The organism is Sphingobacterium sp. R2 (assembly GCF_040760075.1).
In the GTDB taxonomy this organism is placed as follows: domain Bacteria; phylum Bacteroidota; class Bacteroidia; order Sphingobacteriales; family Sphingobacteriaceae; genus Sphingobacterium.
The window spans coordinates 3,573,375-3,590,142 of record NZ_CP142884.1 but is presented as its reverse complement, the minus strand read 5'-3'; the positions used below and the strand labels follow the sequence as shown (position 1 = coordinate 3,590,142).

14 protein-coding genes are annotated in these 16,768 nt (G+C 43.9%); 4 read left to right on the top strand and 10 right to left on the bottom strand.

Translation table 11 applies throughout. From position 1 onward, the window contains the following. Nucleotides 1-15 precede the first annotated feature (15 nt). The gene (locus VXM68_RS14805; RefSeq protein ID WP_367209196.1) at nucleotides 16-3,351 is read right to left on the bottom strand and encodes a SusC/RagA family TonB-linked outer membrane protein; all 3,336 of its coding nucleotides are present in this window, start codon (nucleotides 3,349-3,351) and stop codon (nucleotides 16-18) included. 424 nt (nucleotides 3,352-3,775) lie between these two features. Between VXM68_RS14805 and VXM68_RS14800 the strand changes: the two genes are divergently transcribed. Genes VXM68_RS14800 through VXM68_RS14790 form a run of 3 tightly spaced genes read left to right on the top strand, consistent with a single transcriptional unit; the run spans nucleotide 3,776 to nucleotide 7,438 of the window. Beyond that, nucleotides 3,776-4,747 (top strand): TolB family protein, encoded by a 972-nt coding sequence (locus VXM68_RS14800; RefSeq protein ID WP_367209195.1) that lies wholly within the window; start codon nucleotides 3,776-3,778, stop codon nucleotides 4,745-4,747. A gap of 56 nt (nucleotides 4,748-4,803) precedes the next feature. Beyond that, nucleotides 4,804-6,822: a sensor histidine kinase gene (locus VXM68_RS14795; RefSeq protein WP_367209194.1), complete on the top strand. Its 2,019-nt coding sequence runs from the start codon at nucleotides 4,804-4,806 to the stop codon at nucleotides 6,820-6,822. After that, nucleotides 6,815-7,438 carry a response regulator gene (locus VXM68_RS14790; RefSeq protein ID WP_367209192.1) on the top strand — a complete coding sequence of 208 codons (624 nt, stop codon included), beginning with the start codon at nucleotides 6,815-6,817 and terminating at the stop codon, nucleotides 7,436-7,438. The genes VXM68_RS14795 and VXM68_RS14790 overlap by 8 nt, the downstream gene beginning before the upstream one ends. 31 nt (nucleotides 7,439-7,469) lie before the next feature. Here the strand turns inward: VXM68_RS14790 and VXM68_RS14785 are convergent, their stop codons facing one another. The 5 genes from VXM68_RS14785 to VXM68_RS14765 all read right to left on the bottom strand — a co-directional run bounded on the left by VXM68_RS14785 (nucleotide 7,470) and on the right by VXM68_RS14765 (nucleotide 11,433). Beyond that, nucleotides 7,470-8,117, bottom strand: a complete 648-nt coding sequence (locus VXM68_RS14785) for a hypothetical protein (protein WP_367209190.1) — start codon at nucleotides 8,115-8,117, stop codon at nucleotides 7,470-7,472. A gap of 190 nt (nucleotides 8,118-8,307) precedes the next feature. Continuing rightward, nucleotides 8,308-8,763, bottom strand: a complete 456-nt coding sequence (locus VXM68_RS14780) for a DinB family protein (RefSeq protein ID WP_367209189.1) — start codon at nucleotides 8,761-8,763, stop codon at nucleotides 8,308-8,310. A gap of 46 nt (nucleotides 8,764-8,809) precedes the next feature. Next, nucleotides 8,810-9,382 (bottom strand): NAD(P)H-dependent oxidoreductase, encoded by a 573-nt coding sequence (locus tag VXM68_RS14775; RefSeq protein ID WP_367209188.1) that lies wholly within the window; start codon nucleotides 9,380-9,382, stop codon nucleotides 8,810-8,812. A gap of 58 nt (nucleotides 9,383-9,440) precedes the next feature. Next, nucleotides 9,441-10,586, bottom strand: coding sequence for a hypothetical protein (locus VXM68_RS14770; protein ID WP_312329380.1), 1,146 nt, complete (start codon nucleotides 10,584-10,586; stop codon nucleotides 9,441-9,443). 10 nt (nucleotides 10,587-10,596) lie between these two features. Further along, a complete protein-coding gene (locus VXM68_RS14765) occupies nucleotides 10,597-11,433 on the bottom strand; it encodes a TssN family type VI secretion system protein (RefSeq protein ID WP_293952528.1) in 837 nt (278 codons plus the stop codon). A gap of 374 nt (nucleotides 11,434-11,807) precedes the next feature. On the opposite strand from VXM68_RS14765, the gene VXM68_RS14760 reads away from it, so the two are divergent. After that, nucleotides 11,808-12,545 carry a hypothetical protein gene (locus VXM68_RS14760; RefSeq protein WP_367209187.1) on the top strand — a complete coding sequence of 246 codons (738 nt, stop codon included), beginning with the start codon at nucleotides 11,808-11,810 and terminating at the stop codon, nucleotides 12,543-12,545. Between the two features lie 67 nt (nucleotides 12,546-12,612). Here the strand turns inward: VXM68_RS14760 and VXM68_RS14755 are convergent, their stop codons facing one another. Genes VXM68_RS14755 through VXM68_RS14740 form a run of 4 tightly spaced genes read right to left on the bottom strand, consistent with a single transcriptional unit; the run spans nucleotide 12,613 to nucleotide 16,766 of the window. After that, entirely contained in the window at nucleotides 12,613-14,472 is a 1,860-nt protein-coding gene (locus VXM68_RS14755) for a hypothetical protein (protein WP_367209186.1), read from the bottom strand. A gap of 14 nt (nucleotides 14,473-14,486) precedes the next feature. Beyond that, the gene (locus VXM68_RS14750; RefSeq protein WP_293952523.1) at nucleotides 14,487-14,918 is read right to left on the bottom strand and encodes a GPW/gp25 family protein; all 432 of its coding nucleotides are present in this window, start codon (nucleotides 14,916-14,918) and stop codon (nucleotides 14,487-14,489) included. Between the two features lie 10 nt (nucleotides 14,919-14,928). Beyond that, on the bottom strand, nucleotides 14,929-16,314 hold the full coding sequence (locus VXM68_RS14745) for a DUF5458 family protein (RefSeq protein ID WP_367209184.1): 1,386 nt from the start codon (nucleotides 16,312-16,314) through the stop codon (nucleotides 14,929-14,931). A 5-nt stretch (nucleotides 16,315-16,319) separates the two neighbouring features. Further along, a complete protein-coding gene (locus VXM68_RS14740; protein WP_293936189.1) occupies nucleotides 16,320-16,766 on the bottom strand; it encodes a hypothetical protein in 447 nt (148 codons plus the stop codon). Between the last annotated feature and the right edge of the window lie 2 nt (nucleotides 16,767-16,768).

Sequence of the window (16,768 nt, the reverse complement as noted above, 5' to 3'; positions counted from 1 at the left end):
TCACAATTAATCAGGTTATAAAGATAAATTCACACCGAAGGTAAATACCCTTGAGGCCCAGGATCCTGTCTCTGGATCGCCGTATTCCCAGTCATTCGTCCAGGTTGCCACATTCCGCACCGTACCATACAGCTTCACCCGGTTGAGGTTATATTTGGAGGTCAGATGTCTTGGCAATGTATAGCCTACCGAGATGTTGTCGAGCCGGATAAACGAGCGGTCGTATAGCTGCGCTGCACCCTCTGCACCGATCGGTCCCTTAGCCTCAATACGGCCATAGCGATCGGTCGGATTGTCCGGTGTCCAATATTCCTTTGCGGGCAGATTAGCCAGTCCATAAGCCATACGTCCGCCGTCATCATCGTTATTCAGGTAATTGCCCGACAAACTTTTGTGCCCCATCGCCGAATAGATATTAAAAGAAAAACTAAGGTCATTCCACAGGATAAACTCGTTGCGCATCGACCAACGGAAACGTGGGTCCGTCTGCCCTAAAAAAACCTTGTCATTATTATTATATACAGGTTTTGTGATATCGCCGTTCACAACATCATCTGCGGTATACACATTGGCTACTTTGGGATCACCAGGCGCCTGCCCATATTTAGCCGCCTCGGCCGCCTCATTGGCCTGCCAGATCCCCGTCACCTGATAATTCCAGATGGCACCAATGGGCTGTCCGATAAACCAATTGTTCGAAATTTCATCCATTTCCTTACGGCCGGTCACATTTCCATTGGCGTCCAGCACATCTTGGTAGTTCTTGTAAAGATGCACGATCTGATTTTTATTGTAGGCAAAATTGAAGGAGGTCGACCATTGTAATTTTTCTTTCTTCAGGTTGACGGTGTTTAAGGTCAGTTCAATTCCTTTGTTGTCCACCTGCCCCAGGTTGGTGGTGATACTTCCAAATCCTGTAAAATTGGGTAGCTTTTGCTCCATGATCATGTCGTGGGTTTGCATCAGGTAGTACTCCAATGTTCCTGAAATGCGATTTTTTAAAAATCCGAAGTCCAGACCAAAATTCCAGGCTGTGGTCTTTTCCCACTGCAGGTTTGGATTGGCCAGCCGATCCACCATCAGGTAGCGGTATTGAACCAGTTCGCCGGCCGAGTTGAGGTAGCCATGCATCTTGCCACTGCCCGAATACAGGTTGGCCAACGCTAGATTCGGATCGGCCAGTTGCCGGTTTCCATTTTTACCGTATGAAACGCGCAACTTACCGTAATCCATTACATTCCCCCAGTCAAAGAATTTTTCTTTGGTAAAGTTCCAGGCTAAGGCTACAGAAGGAAAAGTCGCATAGGGGTTGGAAGTACCGAAAGCTGAATAACCATCCCGTCGGATAGACGTCGTGAGCATATAGCGGTCATCGTAGGCATAAAATAAACGGGCCAATAAGGCATCCGCTGTCTGATGGGTATCGTAGCTATCAAAGCTGCTGTTTTCCTTTGATCCATTTTTGGTATTGTGAAAGCCGAGGGCATCCGAAGGTAGGATATTGCGTGCCTCAATGCGATCTTTCCAGGATTGCTGTTCCTCAGCTTCCTGCACCAAAGTTACCATCAGGCGGTGTTTATCCGCAATGGTTTGTTCCCAAGTGATGGTGTTGTTGAGCGACCAGTCGAAACGCTTCGTTTGCTCGCGGTTTGCACCACGATCTGCCGGATTGGAACCCGGTAGTTCGGCCGACATAAAGTAACGGTCATGGAAATACTGCAAGCGTGGCGAAGCATTAAATGAATACGTGATATTAAAGGGCAGTTTAATTTTAGCATTGAAAATAGAGTTAAACACCGAATATCCTTTGTCCAGCTCTAGGTATTTCTTCTGAAAATCATAATTGTACCCCCGCTGACTGAACTGTTCGCTAAGCGGATATTGCAGCGGATTGCCGTTGGCATCTGCATAATCTGCGTACGGGCTGTTGCGCAGGATTTGATCCATATCGATATCTATATTCCCGTCCGAGCGGTCCTGGAAATTAACGTTTGCACCCAGCTCAAGCCAGTCGGTCACCTTTGCATTGATTTTCATATTGGCCCGCACAGCCTTGTAAGTATCGCTCACGACAGTGCCCTCATTCTTGAGGTAGCCCATAGACAGGTAATAGTTCACCCGGTCGCTTGCTCCGCTGATGCTAGCGTTGTAATCTTGGTTAAAGCCCGTACGAAAGGTATGATCGGCCCAATCGACCGTTTTTCCATCCAGAAAGTTCTGCAGCGCATTTCCTTGCAGCCCCAAACGGCGGCCCCAGATACTCCGGTCAGATTCGCCACTTTCATTGGTCGATTGCGCACGCCAGGCATCGAGCGACAAGGATGCCGGTAGCTGCCCTGGATTGAGGTAAAAGCCATAAGGCACCGTCAGGTTACCCTTAGCATCCCGGGTCTGATAAGCCTCATATAAGCCCGTCGTGGGATTAACGCCGTAGGTATTTTTGGTATACCAATCCTCTCGGTGCTGCAAATAGGCATCTGGGCTGAATCTTTTGCGGTATTCACTCAACTGTGTTGCACCAGCATTCATCGTCATATTGATGGTCGGTTTGCCCTGCTTCCCTTTTTTTGTGCTGATGATAATTACGCCACTGGCCGCTTTTGACCCATAGATAGCTGCAGCGGAAGCGTCCTTCAATACATCAATCTGCTCAATGTCATCCGGATTGATTTCAGAAAGTTCACCATAGAAAATCATCCCATCAAGCACCAGCAAGGGGTTGTTGTGTCCGCTGTTACTATCGTATACCGACCGTTTACCCCTTACCTCAATAGAACCGCCCCCTTTGGCCGAAGCATCATAGCCAATATTCAGTCCTGCCGAGCCACGCAAAATATCCTGTACAGTTTTGGGGTTTTCATTAGCAATGCGATCCGGATGGATTTGTGTCACCGAGCCCGTTAGGTCTTTTTTACGCATGGTACCGTAGCCCACCACCACCACTTCATCCAACTCGCCCGTGGTAGATGTTAGCTCCACATTGACGACGTTAGTTGCTGTTAGGTCGACCTCCTTGCTCTTGTATCCCAATAATGTAAATACTAACGTTTTGCTTGCGACAGGTATGGTAATGGTATAGGTTCCATCCGCCTTTGAAGCGGTGCTTACGTTGCTACCAGCCACATTGACAGTCACGGCAGCTAGCGGCTGGCCGGTATCATCTGTAATTTTACCTGTAATCTCACGATTTTGGATAGCCTTGTCCAAGGCCTTTAAAACGGGTACATTGGCCCTTACTATCGCAGCAGGACTCGATAAAGCGACAAGACACCACAGGCAGGAACAGGGTAGCCATTTGCTGGTGGCAAAACCATAAAACAGATTTTGTTTTAGTTTACAATTGTTTCTCATAAAGAAATACTCACTTTAGATGAATCAGTAATTTTATAATTGGCTTCCTTGATTCAAGGAATCTTAATTGTAAAAGTGAAGATTAGGAATTAGAAAAACAGGACGATATTGTATCAAAAAATTGCGACTTTGTCTCAATAACGAACATTTCGGTCAAAAAAGTGCCTAGCGGGACACCTCCGACCTTTAGCGATCCGTTCCAACACATCATACTTTGAAGTTATCAACATTTAACTACAACGTTTTCGTTCTTTAACTATAACGTTTTCGTATTTTTCGTATGACAAAATGCTTTCTCCAAAATCGATGATGATGCGCCTGCACTAAATAAGTTGACGCGTATTTTAAATAAAACCCTAGTTTTCGTGGATTGATTTAAAATGATCAACCGTGTAATTTTGGATTATACCAAAAGAAAAGAACGATGAAAAAGTTATTTTGCATAGCCGTACAGCTATTTACTTTATTGATTGTCAGCTCTTGCTCAAAGGACAGTGTGGAAAATGGTAACGGATCGAGCACTTACCCCGCTGCATTGAAGGGAACGATTTATTACGACTGGGCGACTGAAGGGGTGCTGAAGATGAGCTTACCCGACGGCGTCGGTGGATCTTTTATACCAGACGACTCAAAGCTGAATAATTTCGATATTTCACGCGATGGAAAATGGAAACTAACCGCTGTAAATGCAAGCACATTAGGCCAGTACGATGTAAAGTTTACGATCAGTGCTATGAACAGCGGAAACATCGTCGAAGAATTTATTTATAACAGCCCTGCTGGAAACTCCTACTGCAAAGGCTACCTATCCCCCGACAACAGCTTAATCCTGGTAACGTCAAATGACTTTCAGGACGGGGTGACCATTTTAAAGCGAAACGGCGAATTTGTCGCACGTATTGTAGACATTAATGGTGAACGGCTGGGCTTCAACGAATCGCGGGTATGGCTACCAGGAAATAACATTGTCTTGACACATGGAAAGTATATCATAAAGATTGCTCCCCCTTATAACTCCGGAGCCTTGGTGAAGGAAATGAACTATCAGGACTGGGGCAAGCTGACGGTCAACCAAGCGGGAACACAATTTGCACTCAACATCGGCAACCATATCTACACCATGGATGTAGACGGAAATAACCTCAAGCAGGTCACTTCAAGCAATTTTAAAGAATCGATGCCAGCATTCTCACCGGATGGAAAATACCTATTGATTGGTACCAATTATCGGTCTACGGGAACACTTGGATACCTATGGGACTTAAAAATTATTCCGAATGATGGTAAGCAGCACGATGTTGGTTTAGAAACCAATAGTGCTTCCGAAGTCCTTCCTGTCATCTGGAAAGGAAAAGACAGAATTGAAAGCGCTGATGGACAGATGATTTGGCGGTAATAAGAATTATTTTGTATTTTGAGAAATCAATATTCTGTTTCCCGTGCATGCATAAAATGTTACTATTTATCGCAGTGCTCTGTGCACTGCCACGCTTCAATGCCCTTGGCCAGCAAAAGAATCAACTTGAGCACTATAGCGATAGCCTATATCAACAACTGCTGCGTGTGGACGATCAGGAGCGCAAGGCCCAAGCCCTGTATGAATTGAGCTTTTTCTGGTGTGATTACGATAGTATCCAAGCGCTCAAGTACATCGCAGAAGCCGAACAGGTATTAGGCCCCATGCAAAAATCCAGCTACTATAGGGGACTATCCTATTTCTACCGCGCTTCGGTCTACTTTGACTCAGCCCCTTTACTGGCGAAACAGCTTTATTTACGGGCTGAAGATCAGCTTAAAAAAATCGATCAGAAAAATAACGTTTCCGCGCAGAAGCACCGTGCTCGGCTTTGGGGAAGTTATGGCGCATTACTTCAGCGCGAGGGAAAGTCGGATGAATATGTACATGTGCTGCTCAATAAAGTGATACCGATAGCGGAACAGCTTCAAGACAATATCCTGCTGGGCAATAATTACCAGAATGTTGCGATGTTGCTGATGAATCTCCAGGCATATGGCAAAGCCGAACAATACTATGAGAAGGCTTTTCATCTGCTACAGGCCAGAAAAGATTCCGATGAACAGCTTTTCACATTGTATGTCAATGCTGCCCGCAATGCATTGTTTCGGCAGGATGCTATAACAGCAAAAAAACGACTCGATAAGGCTGAGCAAATAAGTCGCCGTATTCCCAATTCATCCTATATACCCATTTACCACACCGTGACAGGAAGCTATTGGGCGGCAGAAAAGAACATGTCCAAGGCTAATATCCATTTTGAACATGGACTTGCTGCTGCCAAAAGACAGCAAAATAAGGATATGACGGCATCCATTATTTTTGATCAATTCAGTGCGTTACAAAAAGCGGGACAATATCATGCTGCCTTGGACAAGCTATTGGCCGTACTTCCTTACGTGCAAAACAAAGAGTCCCTCAGAAACAAGCAAATGGTATATGATAACCTCGCGACCACAGCCGTCAAATTGGAACGATGGCGAGAAGCTACCCACTGGTACGAAGCGCACAAAAAACTGTCCGATACCCTTTATCAGGATAAGGGTAATGCGCGAATCATGGAACTGGAAAAAATATATCAGACGGCAGAAAAAGAAAAGGAACTATTACGTATAAAAACAGAGAACCAAGGGCATCAGATTGCCCTTCAAAGGACACGCATGTGGGTCGGTGTTCTTGCTTTCGCTATGCTTATTTTATCCTTTTTTTCGTTCACTTGGTACACCGCATTTCGCAACAAGAAAAAATTGTCCACTCAAAAAGAGATGCTCTTAGAGAAGGAAATCAAAAACCGCAAGCAACAAGAAAAATTGAATCTTTATAATGCGATGCTACAGGGACAGGAACGAGAGCGAAGTCGCATCGCACGGGATCTGCACGACGGATTGGGCGGAATACTGGCAAGTACCAAATTAAAACTTTCGGCGTTTGCGGCAAATGCCAATCCTCATCAAGAAGCCGGAAAAAAGATGGATCTACATCTAATTATTGAACAGCTGGATCATTCCGTTGACGAACTCCGGCGGATAGCACGCAATATGATGCCAGAGTCGTTGCTATATATGGGTCTTGAAGTAGCCCTCAGAGATCTTTGCAACGCCATGTCACATCCCAAACTTCAGGTCGATTTTCAGGCTTCAAACCTACAAGAACACTACCCGCAAGATTTTCTGATTGCGGCGTACCGCATTTTGCAGGAATTACTGACCAATGCCATAAAGTATAGCGGAGCTTCGCAGGTGTGGGTACAATGTAGTCAGGTGGCGGATAAGTTCCATATGAACGTAGAGGACAACGGCAAGGGTTTTGATCCCCAGCATACAACAATGACCAAGGAAGGGATTGGTATTTCCAACATTCGCAACCGGGTCGACATCTTAAATGGACAATTAGAGATTGATGCAGCAGTAGGAAACGGCGCATCATTCCATATTCAACTTAATATACATGGATAAGGTTATTTCAGTTATTATCGTAGACGATCATCCACTCGTACTGAATGGATTTGAATTTATTTTGAAGAACAGCGCAGACATCGTTTTACTGGGCACATTTACCTCCTCGGCTGATGCTTTAGCTTTTCTTCAAACCCACCCTGTCGATATTGTTTTGGTCGACATCAACATGCCCGGCATGAATGGTATCGATACCACTGCAATCATAAAAAAGGATTATCCCAATACCCATGTTATTGCGATCAGCAACCTCAATGAAGGCAGCATCGCCCTTCGTATGCTACAGGCGGGAGCTCTGGGTTATCTTCTCAAAAATGTCTCTGCCGAAGACTTAATTCAAGGTATACATTCCGTTCATCGGGGTGAACAGGTGCTCAGCCGCGAAATGAACTTTATATTACAAGGTAATCAGCAAGATTCTGTTCCAAAGATTACAGAAAGAGAGCGCGAGGTACTTAAATGGATGGCACAAGGCTATACCACGCCCAAAATTGGCGAATTGATGTTTATCAGCCCATTGACTGTGGAAAGTCATCGGCGAAATCTGCTACAAAAATTCTCCGTGAGCAATTCGGCCTCCTTGATTCACAAAGCTACGGAAATGAAGTTTATCTAATAGGCAATGCGCTGTCGTTGGACAGCGCATATCAATGGCACACCGGCACATAAATCAGGTCTACACCGCCTTCATAGACATTGAATACCGGCCGTGATTCCCATACAATGGTGCAGCCCTGTTGCCCACCGCCCGCCTGTTGGCCGCCCGATCTAAGAAGCTCAAAATGTGTATTTAAGATAGATTCTGCAGGCACACCGCCACCAGATTTAAGATATTTAATTTTGACGTCCAGCATCAGCTTGTCGTCAAAAAGTCTTCCCTTCCACGTGATCTCCTTAGCACTGGCGGTCAGCGATCCATTGACTTCTCCGTTGTCGGCGACGGATAACTCGCCCGAGTCAGCGGTAAACCGCCACGAGCGCCCGGTTTGCTTCCCTGGAATAGCAAAAGAAAATCCCTCTTCGCCAGACAGTTCCATGAGAAGCACCAAGGTGGAGCTATCACCTTTTATTTTATCGATGCTGAAAGATCCTTTTCCCTTTACCGGCGCTAAACGATCGTATCCATGTAAATACATGGTCGACTCGGTACTGCCCAGATAGGCCTGTCTATTCATACGTTCATTGAACGTCTGCTGATACGAACCAGAATCTTGGGATTTACCACAGGCCATCGTTGTAAACAATAGCGGAAGGACTAACGCTTTTGCGCTGTATTTCATATTTAAATATTTCATAAAACTTCCGTTTTCGTTTTTTGTACACTGTCGTGCGAAGAAAAATTCTATGCATTACTCAGCTCTATTCCAAAATTAACCTTTAGGCCGTTTGAAGACAATCCACGAAAACCATGAAAATTAAATTAGGAATACTGGCACACCAATATTCAGCTTGGCTTGCAAATGCATTTTGAAACTTGGGACTTCGTTAGATAAACTTTTTAATGCTCATTATATAGCCCATGTGGAGCCCTTCATGGAAATTATTCCATTCGAAGGCATCGTATATTGAAGCGACGTGGAAGCCCGTCCCCGTGGTACGGGAGTTATAGTGAAGAAATAGATTGTTGTTAAAATCCAGGATAGTCGGCTCAATTTGTTCAACAAGCAAACTTTTAAGCAGATCCGCTTCCTGTTGGGATACTGGTACTGTTGGTTTTGTACCCGACTGATACTTCAGAAAAATTTCTTCTGGAATATGCCCTTTTACATTCGATCCGATATAAATTAATTTATGCTGTGTGGCAATGATGTGCCCGATGTTCCAGATCAGGTTGTTGCCGAAGCCGACGGGAATGCGATTGAGCTCTTCTAAGGAATAGTGCTCAAAAAATTTGAAGTATGCCTTACGGCTCGTTTTCCAGGCATTAAAGAGTGACTCCATGTTGTAAAGCAATTTGTAGTACACTTAAAGAATGATTGTTACACATTTATACGAGATCAATACGGCCAAAACGTGCGAGTTTATCTGCCCATTTCGCACTGTAGGCGTTGTTCAACTGATGCAGTTCACCCATGGCGGATGTCCGCACAGGCGAGATATGACAGCGTTCGAAGACATCCTTCTTCACGCTCATAAAGTTTGTCTTTTTGTAAAGATTATATTCAGCAAAGAGATCTTGATCCAATATACTTACTATTCGGGCAGATTTACCATAGAAATTGTTATCAATGCGGTTAACATCAAGACCGCTTTGATAGGGCAAGAACAGGCGATCAAAGAAGCCTTTGATTTTCGAGGGGATATATGAACGGTAAACGGGACAGAACAACACGACATGTTTGGCCCAATGGAGACGACGCAAAGCAAACTGCAGATCGGCTTCCAAAGCGGTCGAATACAATGAAGGAAGTTTAATATTGTAATTAAAGAGCAGATCTGCAATCCGCAGATCATGCACAATGCCGTCCGCCTGCTTTACACCCGTTCGATAAGCATCCATCAAAAATTCAGTAGACGCTGTTTTAAAAAGATCCCCATTGATTAATAAAACGTTCTTCATCTTTTGCTAACATAAGCAAAAAAAATGAATCGCAAATTGATCTCCCCCAATAAATCTGTTAATCCAGTAAAGACCAGGTTCGCTTCGTCTGAACCTCCTGCACAACCTTTTGCTCAGCAACGACTATATTTTCCCGTCGTTGACCGATATATTCCAGCGTCGCCAATTTACCCCATAAGGAAACCATGACCTGCATAAAATCAGCCACACATTCCATCGCTTCTGCAATTTCCAGATGATCGTAACGCAATTCAATAAGGTTTGATAAGCGTTCCTCAAAATTTCCGGGTGTCACATCTTTCCACTCATAGAAATATTTCAGCATTTCCTCCCGTTCAGCAGATTCGATCAGCCGCACAGCATTAAAAAATACATGCGCAAAATCCGAAAAATATTTTAAAAGATAAATGGGTGGCTTTTGCGGAAGGATAGATCGGTATTCAAAAAATGAAGTGGCCATATACGCTAAAATACGCTCCGTAATAAAGCGAATATTAAGCCCCAGCTCGGTGATTTTAGGTTTATTCACCGTTTTATCCATGATGCGATAGGCAGCTGACTGAAACTCATTCAATGCTCGGTAAAAGCGGTTGTGAAAATCCATCAATTGCGGATGACTTTCGATATAAACGCAAGGCATAATGTATTGCGAAACCAATAAGGTCTCCTGTCCGTCGTTTGCAAGCTTGCCAATAGGCATAAAAGAACCACTCACCTGCCCTTGCTGTACAGTAGACTTCGCCACGATGTCGATTGTGTATTCTTTTTTTACAAAAGGGTAACGAAGGGGCGATTCCTCAGGATCAGGTTCGCCAAAAGCCGATTTTCTAAAGGGATGTACATATAAAACTACATAATGCTCGCCGACAGCAATTTTCGACACATCCATAAAGGCACTAAAATTCGCCTCAACGGCACCTTGCTGATAGGCAATATTGATTCGGCTTCCATCGCTGGTGACCGCATTGCAAAAACGAACTTCTACCTCCAGATAATTCGTATTTTTCTTCAGCAGCGAAATATCAAACGAACGATCATACCCAGCAAAGGCCGGCAACAATCCAAAATTTGCATGATGGAGCCCCACCGATATGCCGTCGCGGACGAGATCTTGGGTATAGAGATCCGTGTGAACAAAATCACCACTGGAGAGTTTCATCCCATCCACCCAATTGATACCTTCGTAATTTAATGGTTTTTGCATAAGCTTAATGTTATCCTATCGTTTCTGAAACACGCTTGGCGTGAATAGTCATTTTTTCTGTAATCTGATTGCCTGAAATGTCTGCATTTGGGTCTATATATACATTTCTTCTAAAAATAGACCTTTTCACAACAAATATCCATCGCTGGTATTCCCCCTGATCGTCCACGTAGCGTACTGGGGCGCTCGGAAATTTAGCATTATAATCTTCAATAAATTTTTGGAACCATAGTCCGAAGTTCATCTTTTCTGGCGCTTTCACCTTCACGCGCAACGGCTCCACATCCTTGCTGTCCTTATAGAGTTCCAGTTCCAATACCAATAGCTTATCAAAATCAAGGTGATCCAGACTGATTTCTTCAGGAAACCGTGGGTATTCCCACACCCGATGAATTTCCATAGGGATAGATAATAGCGCAATGTAGGTCCACCAAAAAAACATAGGAACCATAAAGATGGTAATACTGGTGGCTGCCCACCAGCCCAGTCGGAATGGACTCATCCAATCGAAAAACAGTTTATATATATATATACCCAGCAACAGCATGACCAGCATGACAAAAAACACAAATACCTTTTTGTTCTCCAACGTGTTCAGATCCCATTTACTCAGCAGATATACCCAAAGCACACCTATTCCCAACGCATATATCATGGTCATAAAATAGCCCCAGGGCATATAGCCAAAGCCCAAAAACCCGAAAAAACCGGGCAATGCCAGAGCCAGTCCTCCCAATAGGATCGAAATAATTAACCTCTTATTGCTAAGGAGAGAATTTTTCTTATTCCAGACCGACAATACAATTGTCGAAATAAATACCAATAAAGGCGCAAGTATGTACCTCAAAAAAACTGTTTGTACTTCCATTTCAGCTGTTGCAGTATTCACAAACTAATATACTATCTTTAAATAAACAATTTATAATTAAAATCCCCCGACAGAGTGAAAACAATCTACTGGGTTAAAACAATCTATTGGGCTTATATGTTCAAGGAAAAATGATTTCTATGAAAAAAAAGGACGGTTTATTCACCAGCAATAGCATGACATCAGATATCAAGGCCAGCCAAAAGGCGGCGGATCTCATTCAGTACGGCGTAGATCCAGATCATATTATTTTCACTTGTGACGGTTCTAGCCGTCGCCCCTTCTCGACAGAAATTCAATCTGTCAGCCCTTATATTTCCGAGACGAGCAATGAAGAATTTGTACGCATCCATATGAACCGTGAAGGCTTTTACGATATGCTACCCGAAGGCCTCTTTCATACCCTGCATGCTGGCAGCGAAATTCTTGACGAAGATGTTATGATCCAGGATGTTCGAAACAAGCGTCGCCAAGAGCAAAATGCACGTCAGTTTTTCGCTCCATTTGAAAACGAACTGTTCTCTTTACGGACGCAACTGGATCAATATGAAAGCCGGCTTGATATGCAAACTACGTATCAGGATATGAGCAACCTACTGCTGTCCAATTTCCCCGAACTACACCGCCTGAGCCCACGCCAACGTGTAATCTGGATGCATTTTATTCCTGAAATCCACAACCATAAAAACGATATCGCTTATGCCCAACAGCTGTTGCGCAACTTGCTCAACATTCCCATTGAAATCCACCGCGCAACACATGACCGTAAAATCGACTGGCAAGAAATTGGGCTTCCACCCAGTACATTGGGCTATTGCCAGCTCGGAGTCGACAGTTTGACCAGTATGAACTTTGAGCGCAATGAGAGCTATCTTAACATCACAATAGGGCCGTCCTATCCCCAACTTTTAAAGAACTATCTGCCCAACGCCAAAGACGAATATATCATTCATCTGGTGTTGGACCACCTTTTCCCGGCTCATTTAAACCGACACTTGCGCTATGACCTCCTTCCAGAAGTAAAACATAGCTACTTAAGCGATGAACAGGGCAATAACCCCACTGTATTGGGGCATACCTCATACCTGTAGTCAATATAACTGTAGTCTACTTAGTTGTAGTCTACGAGACAGTCGATCCTACTCGCTATACAACAACTTATAGCGTCTTTAGTAGCAGACGATAGTGCACTTCCATGCTGCTACGCACCTGTAGCTTACTCATCACCTGTTCCAATAACTCATTCCATTCCGACGTTTCCAAATCAAAGCTTCCATCGGGCTCCACGTAGATATCAGTGGTTTTCTGAAACCCTTTTCTTGGATCAGCATCCATCATTACTCCAGACTTAATTTCAATACGTTTAACCACCTGTCCCAGTTCCAGCTTAATGAAATTGATAATGTCGTTTTTACTAACGATGCGATCTCCGGTGGTCACATTGTATTTAAAGGCCTGCAAACTATCCCTTCGGTTGAGACGTGAACGTCCCCCTCTACTGTTGGTAAGAAATACAAGCTGTTCGTAATTTTTTACTGCGCCCAGCTGGATCTGCAAAGGTGTACCGACAGCAATGCCATTGGCTAGCTCTGCTTGGGTCATCCACATCTTTGTAAAAAGAAGGTCGCCATCATTTTTTGGATTCATTACAATGTACTGCTTGAAATCATTCTGCCGGAGATGCAAGGCCTTTCCCTTCTGCTGTATCATCGCTAAGTTTTTATCCAGCTCACGCAATATAGCATTCAAGAAATCAGCATTATAAGATGCAAAAGCAGCTTTCTCATCCCGTATCAATTCAAACAGGTAGTCGAGCAAATCTTTGGCAGTACGATTATCAAGCCTTTCCACTCCGCCCTGCCGCACGGTGTAAAACCCTGCTTCGGCGTGCACACCGGATCTGTTGTAAGGCACTTCACTGTATTTTTCCCCCTCCTGATCCAATACCTCTTCCACCGTCAGTAGCTGTTCAAGCTGCGCGGTTTCAATAGCAACAATGTTTTTAAGGGCTTTCACCCGATGCTTACCTTCGACCAAGCGCTTATTTACAACGGGAAATGCGTTTATCTGTACATGGAGTTCATCAAGCAGCTGCACCGGCATAGACGTCGGCATGTCAATACGAATCCAATCCAGATCCTCCTCGAGTCGATCCGTCATCTGCTGTTCAAAATGCGCTGAAACTTCCTCAGGTAGCGAACTCGTTTTGTCAAAACAAGCCGCATCCGGCTCATCGTCCAAAGTAAGAAAATGTTGCTGATAATATCCCTCTATATCCTGGCTTAAGTTAAAGAGGTAATTTTTACGGTCAAACAGTTCGTCCACTAAGCGATCCGTACGTTTTAAAAACCTATTTTGATGATGTTTTATGGGAACTCCATTCAGGTGCCATTTTGCAAGGTTTAGCACTTTGTAAATCTCCCGGTTAACCTGATAATTGCCCCAGTCAAAATAGAAATTTAAACCTGCAAAAGCTTTCTTACGATCGTATTCCATACATTTGATCCCCAGAAAGACGGAATGTCCAGTATTGATATGCAACGATTTTCCTAGCGAACGTTTTACATTGGGTTGTATTTCAAACAGCTGCCGGGGCGTAGCCATATAACGGATTTTTCCATGAAATAGATTCACTTCTTCCAAACTGGAAAAATTCATTTCCACCATTTTTTCCTCTTTTGAAACGCCCAAAGAAGCAATTTTCTTCTTCATGTTCATATGCAGATAAGGACTTATACGCACCTCAGCCTCACTAGGTTGGTACAGCAAGATCGCATGAGCTGGTAGTGGCGCCACCAGATAGTCCGGTGCCAAGAGACGACCGATCTTATCAAATATCCGGTTCTCAAAATCGCGCACATCATTCGACACCTGAAAGATCTCACTGCTCAGCACTTCCATCAATAAAAGAACCACTGGATCAAAGTCAAAGACCTTTTGGATTCCCCAAAGCTCCTGGGCCTTCTTTATTATCCTATTGCGAATCTCTTCCTTACTCGAGTAAAAAATATCGTTCATCTGCTCTTTGCTCACTACTTAGCTAATGGACTTAAAAATAACGAAGTACTGAAAGCGTATCGCTCTCCAGTCTCCACCATCCTACCCTCCACATATATCATTACCTTCTTTTTGATCTCAGCAACCTTCCGCTTGGGAAAGAATGTTTCCACTTCAGAGATATTCACCTTGACCGCCACCTGCGCGATGCGCCATTCATAACGCGTAATGGATTCGAGCAGTGATTTTCGAAACTTTTCTTCCCATAGACTCTCGCTGACGATCAATTCAAAGTCAAGGTCCCAAATGGCACAGCCAAAATCGGCGTTAAAGCGATGCTCTCCCTTCCGGGTAAATATGATCAGCTCCAGATAGTTTGAAATGGATTTACCCAGATCAGACTCTTTCAACCGCTGATTCTCCACTGGGAGGTTTAACTGTAAGGGTTTATCCAGGTAAAATTCCATCGAAACTTATTTACTGCTGATTGTACTCACTGGCCCATGTTGTGCTTTCATCTTCCCCTTTGTAGCCGTCCAATTTGACCATAAAACTTTTGGCAGGAAAGAATGGCGTAATATGGATATCTAAGTGAATTTTATCTTTTTGTTGATCATCGCGTTCAAATCGCATGATTTTGAAACGCTCAATCAGTCTATCTGGGCCTTGAATACTGTCCAAAAACTTAACAATCTGCGCACGCAAATCTTTTTCCGTCTTGGTCGTCCAATTCTCAAACGCTCTGCGGTTCAGAAAATCAAAGAGGACTTTGGTCACATAGTCAAATACACGCACCACAGAGTAAGTCTGCAAGCCAATATTATCACCATTAAACAACGTTTTGGCGGAGAATGCCATCACCTTCCCATATTCATTTACCATTGGCACCAATCCAATACGTTCGAGATGCGAAATTTCACTTTTCTTAAGGTCAAACTTTACGCCATCAACCTCATTGATTGTACCGTGTTTTTTTCCTGCAGTTACCTGCGACATCAATGTATAATACATTTTTCCCGCCAGCGCAGCAGAGCCCGGTACAGTCAGATCTTCCTCCTCGCCTACAGTGGTATTTTTCTCCCGTCCAATCAACCAGTTGGTTGTCATGATGACGTTGGATTTATAAGCTTCCGCGCTGGTGTAATTACCAGATGTGAAGAGGTCAATCACATCATCCGGCTGTTCGAGATCCGCAAAATCGGTGACGAGCATCGCTTTATTCGCATTGGCAATTTTTGCCCAACGATCCAACACCTTATTGGATCCCAAATAGCCCGGTAATACCAATAGCGAATAGTTGTCACGCAGGTCTAGCCTATCATAATTCTGTTTAAACTCTTCAGACACATATTCGATAAAACGGGGGTTGTCCAGGTCTGTCAGCTGGTCCATACTGGCATTCATGAGGACCACATTGTCTACTTTATCAGCTTCTGTGTTCTTATAGAACAAGTGGACAGAGCGATAAGCCTGCTCCAGCTCTCGGGTTGCTTCCAAAGCCGTTCCCAAATTGCGGTTTAACGTCTCTTCGGCTACCTTCAGCTTTTCAGCGCTTTTATCTACCATAGATGCAACGGAATCCGAATTTTCCAACAGATCTACCCAAAGTTCCATCTTCTTCTTAAGTTGTTCACGTTCCTTCTTTTTTTGGTCATCGCTCAAAAAAATCTGCTTGCGTGCCTTACGTTCAGGATTTAAATTTTGGATACCATCCACTGATGATTCCAATAAATCAAAGCCCCCCACGCGCACCAGCTTATCTAAACTTTCCTGCAAGCTTTCGGTAGCAGCACGGTCCTTTACCTCTTTATATCCGGCAGCGCTACCCGCTTGTGCCGCTTTTTCTTCTTGTGTATTTGCCATAGGTCCTATTTATTAGCTTCTAATTCAGCGATAAAATTTTTCAGCACATTGATGAATGCAGCCTTTGTTTCGGCATTTTCAATGGCAGATTTCAACGTTTTATTCGATTTCAGCTGTTTGATCACACTTGCAGAAAGATCTTTTTGAACACTTAGATTAGACAAAAAATCACTTTGCATCGTTAAATTCTTTGCTGAAAAATCGCCCAAATTCTGAAATTTCAGCTCTTCATGAACGCTGCTGCCATCTTCATCCTCAAAGGATACCCCCACACTTGGCTTGAAATGCGCAAATACATCCTCCACTTTCTTAAGCCCTTCTACTTTCTCTGGACGCAAAGGCTCATTATCGGTCAATTTCTGAATAAACATCGTTTTATTGAACGAGATGTCCACAATGGATTCCGAAGTCTCAACTTTCCTTTCGTTTCCACCAATTTCGTACTCAAACATAT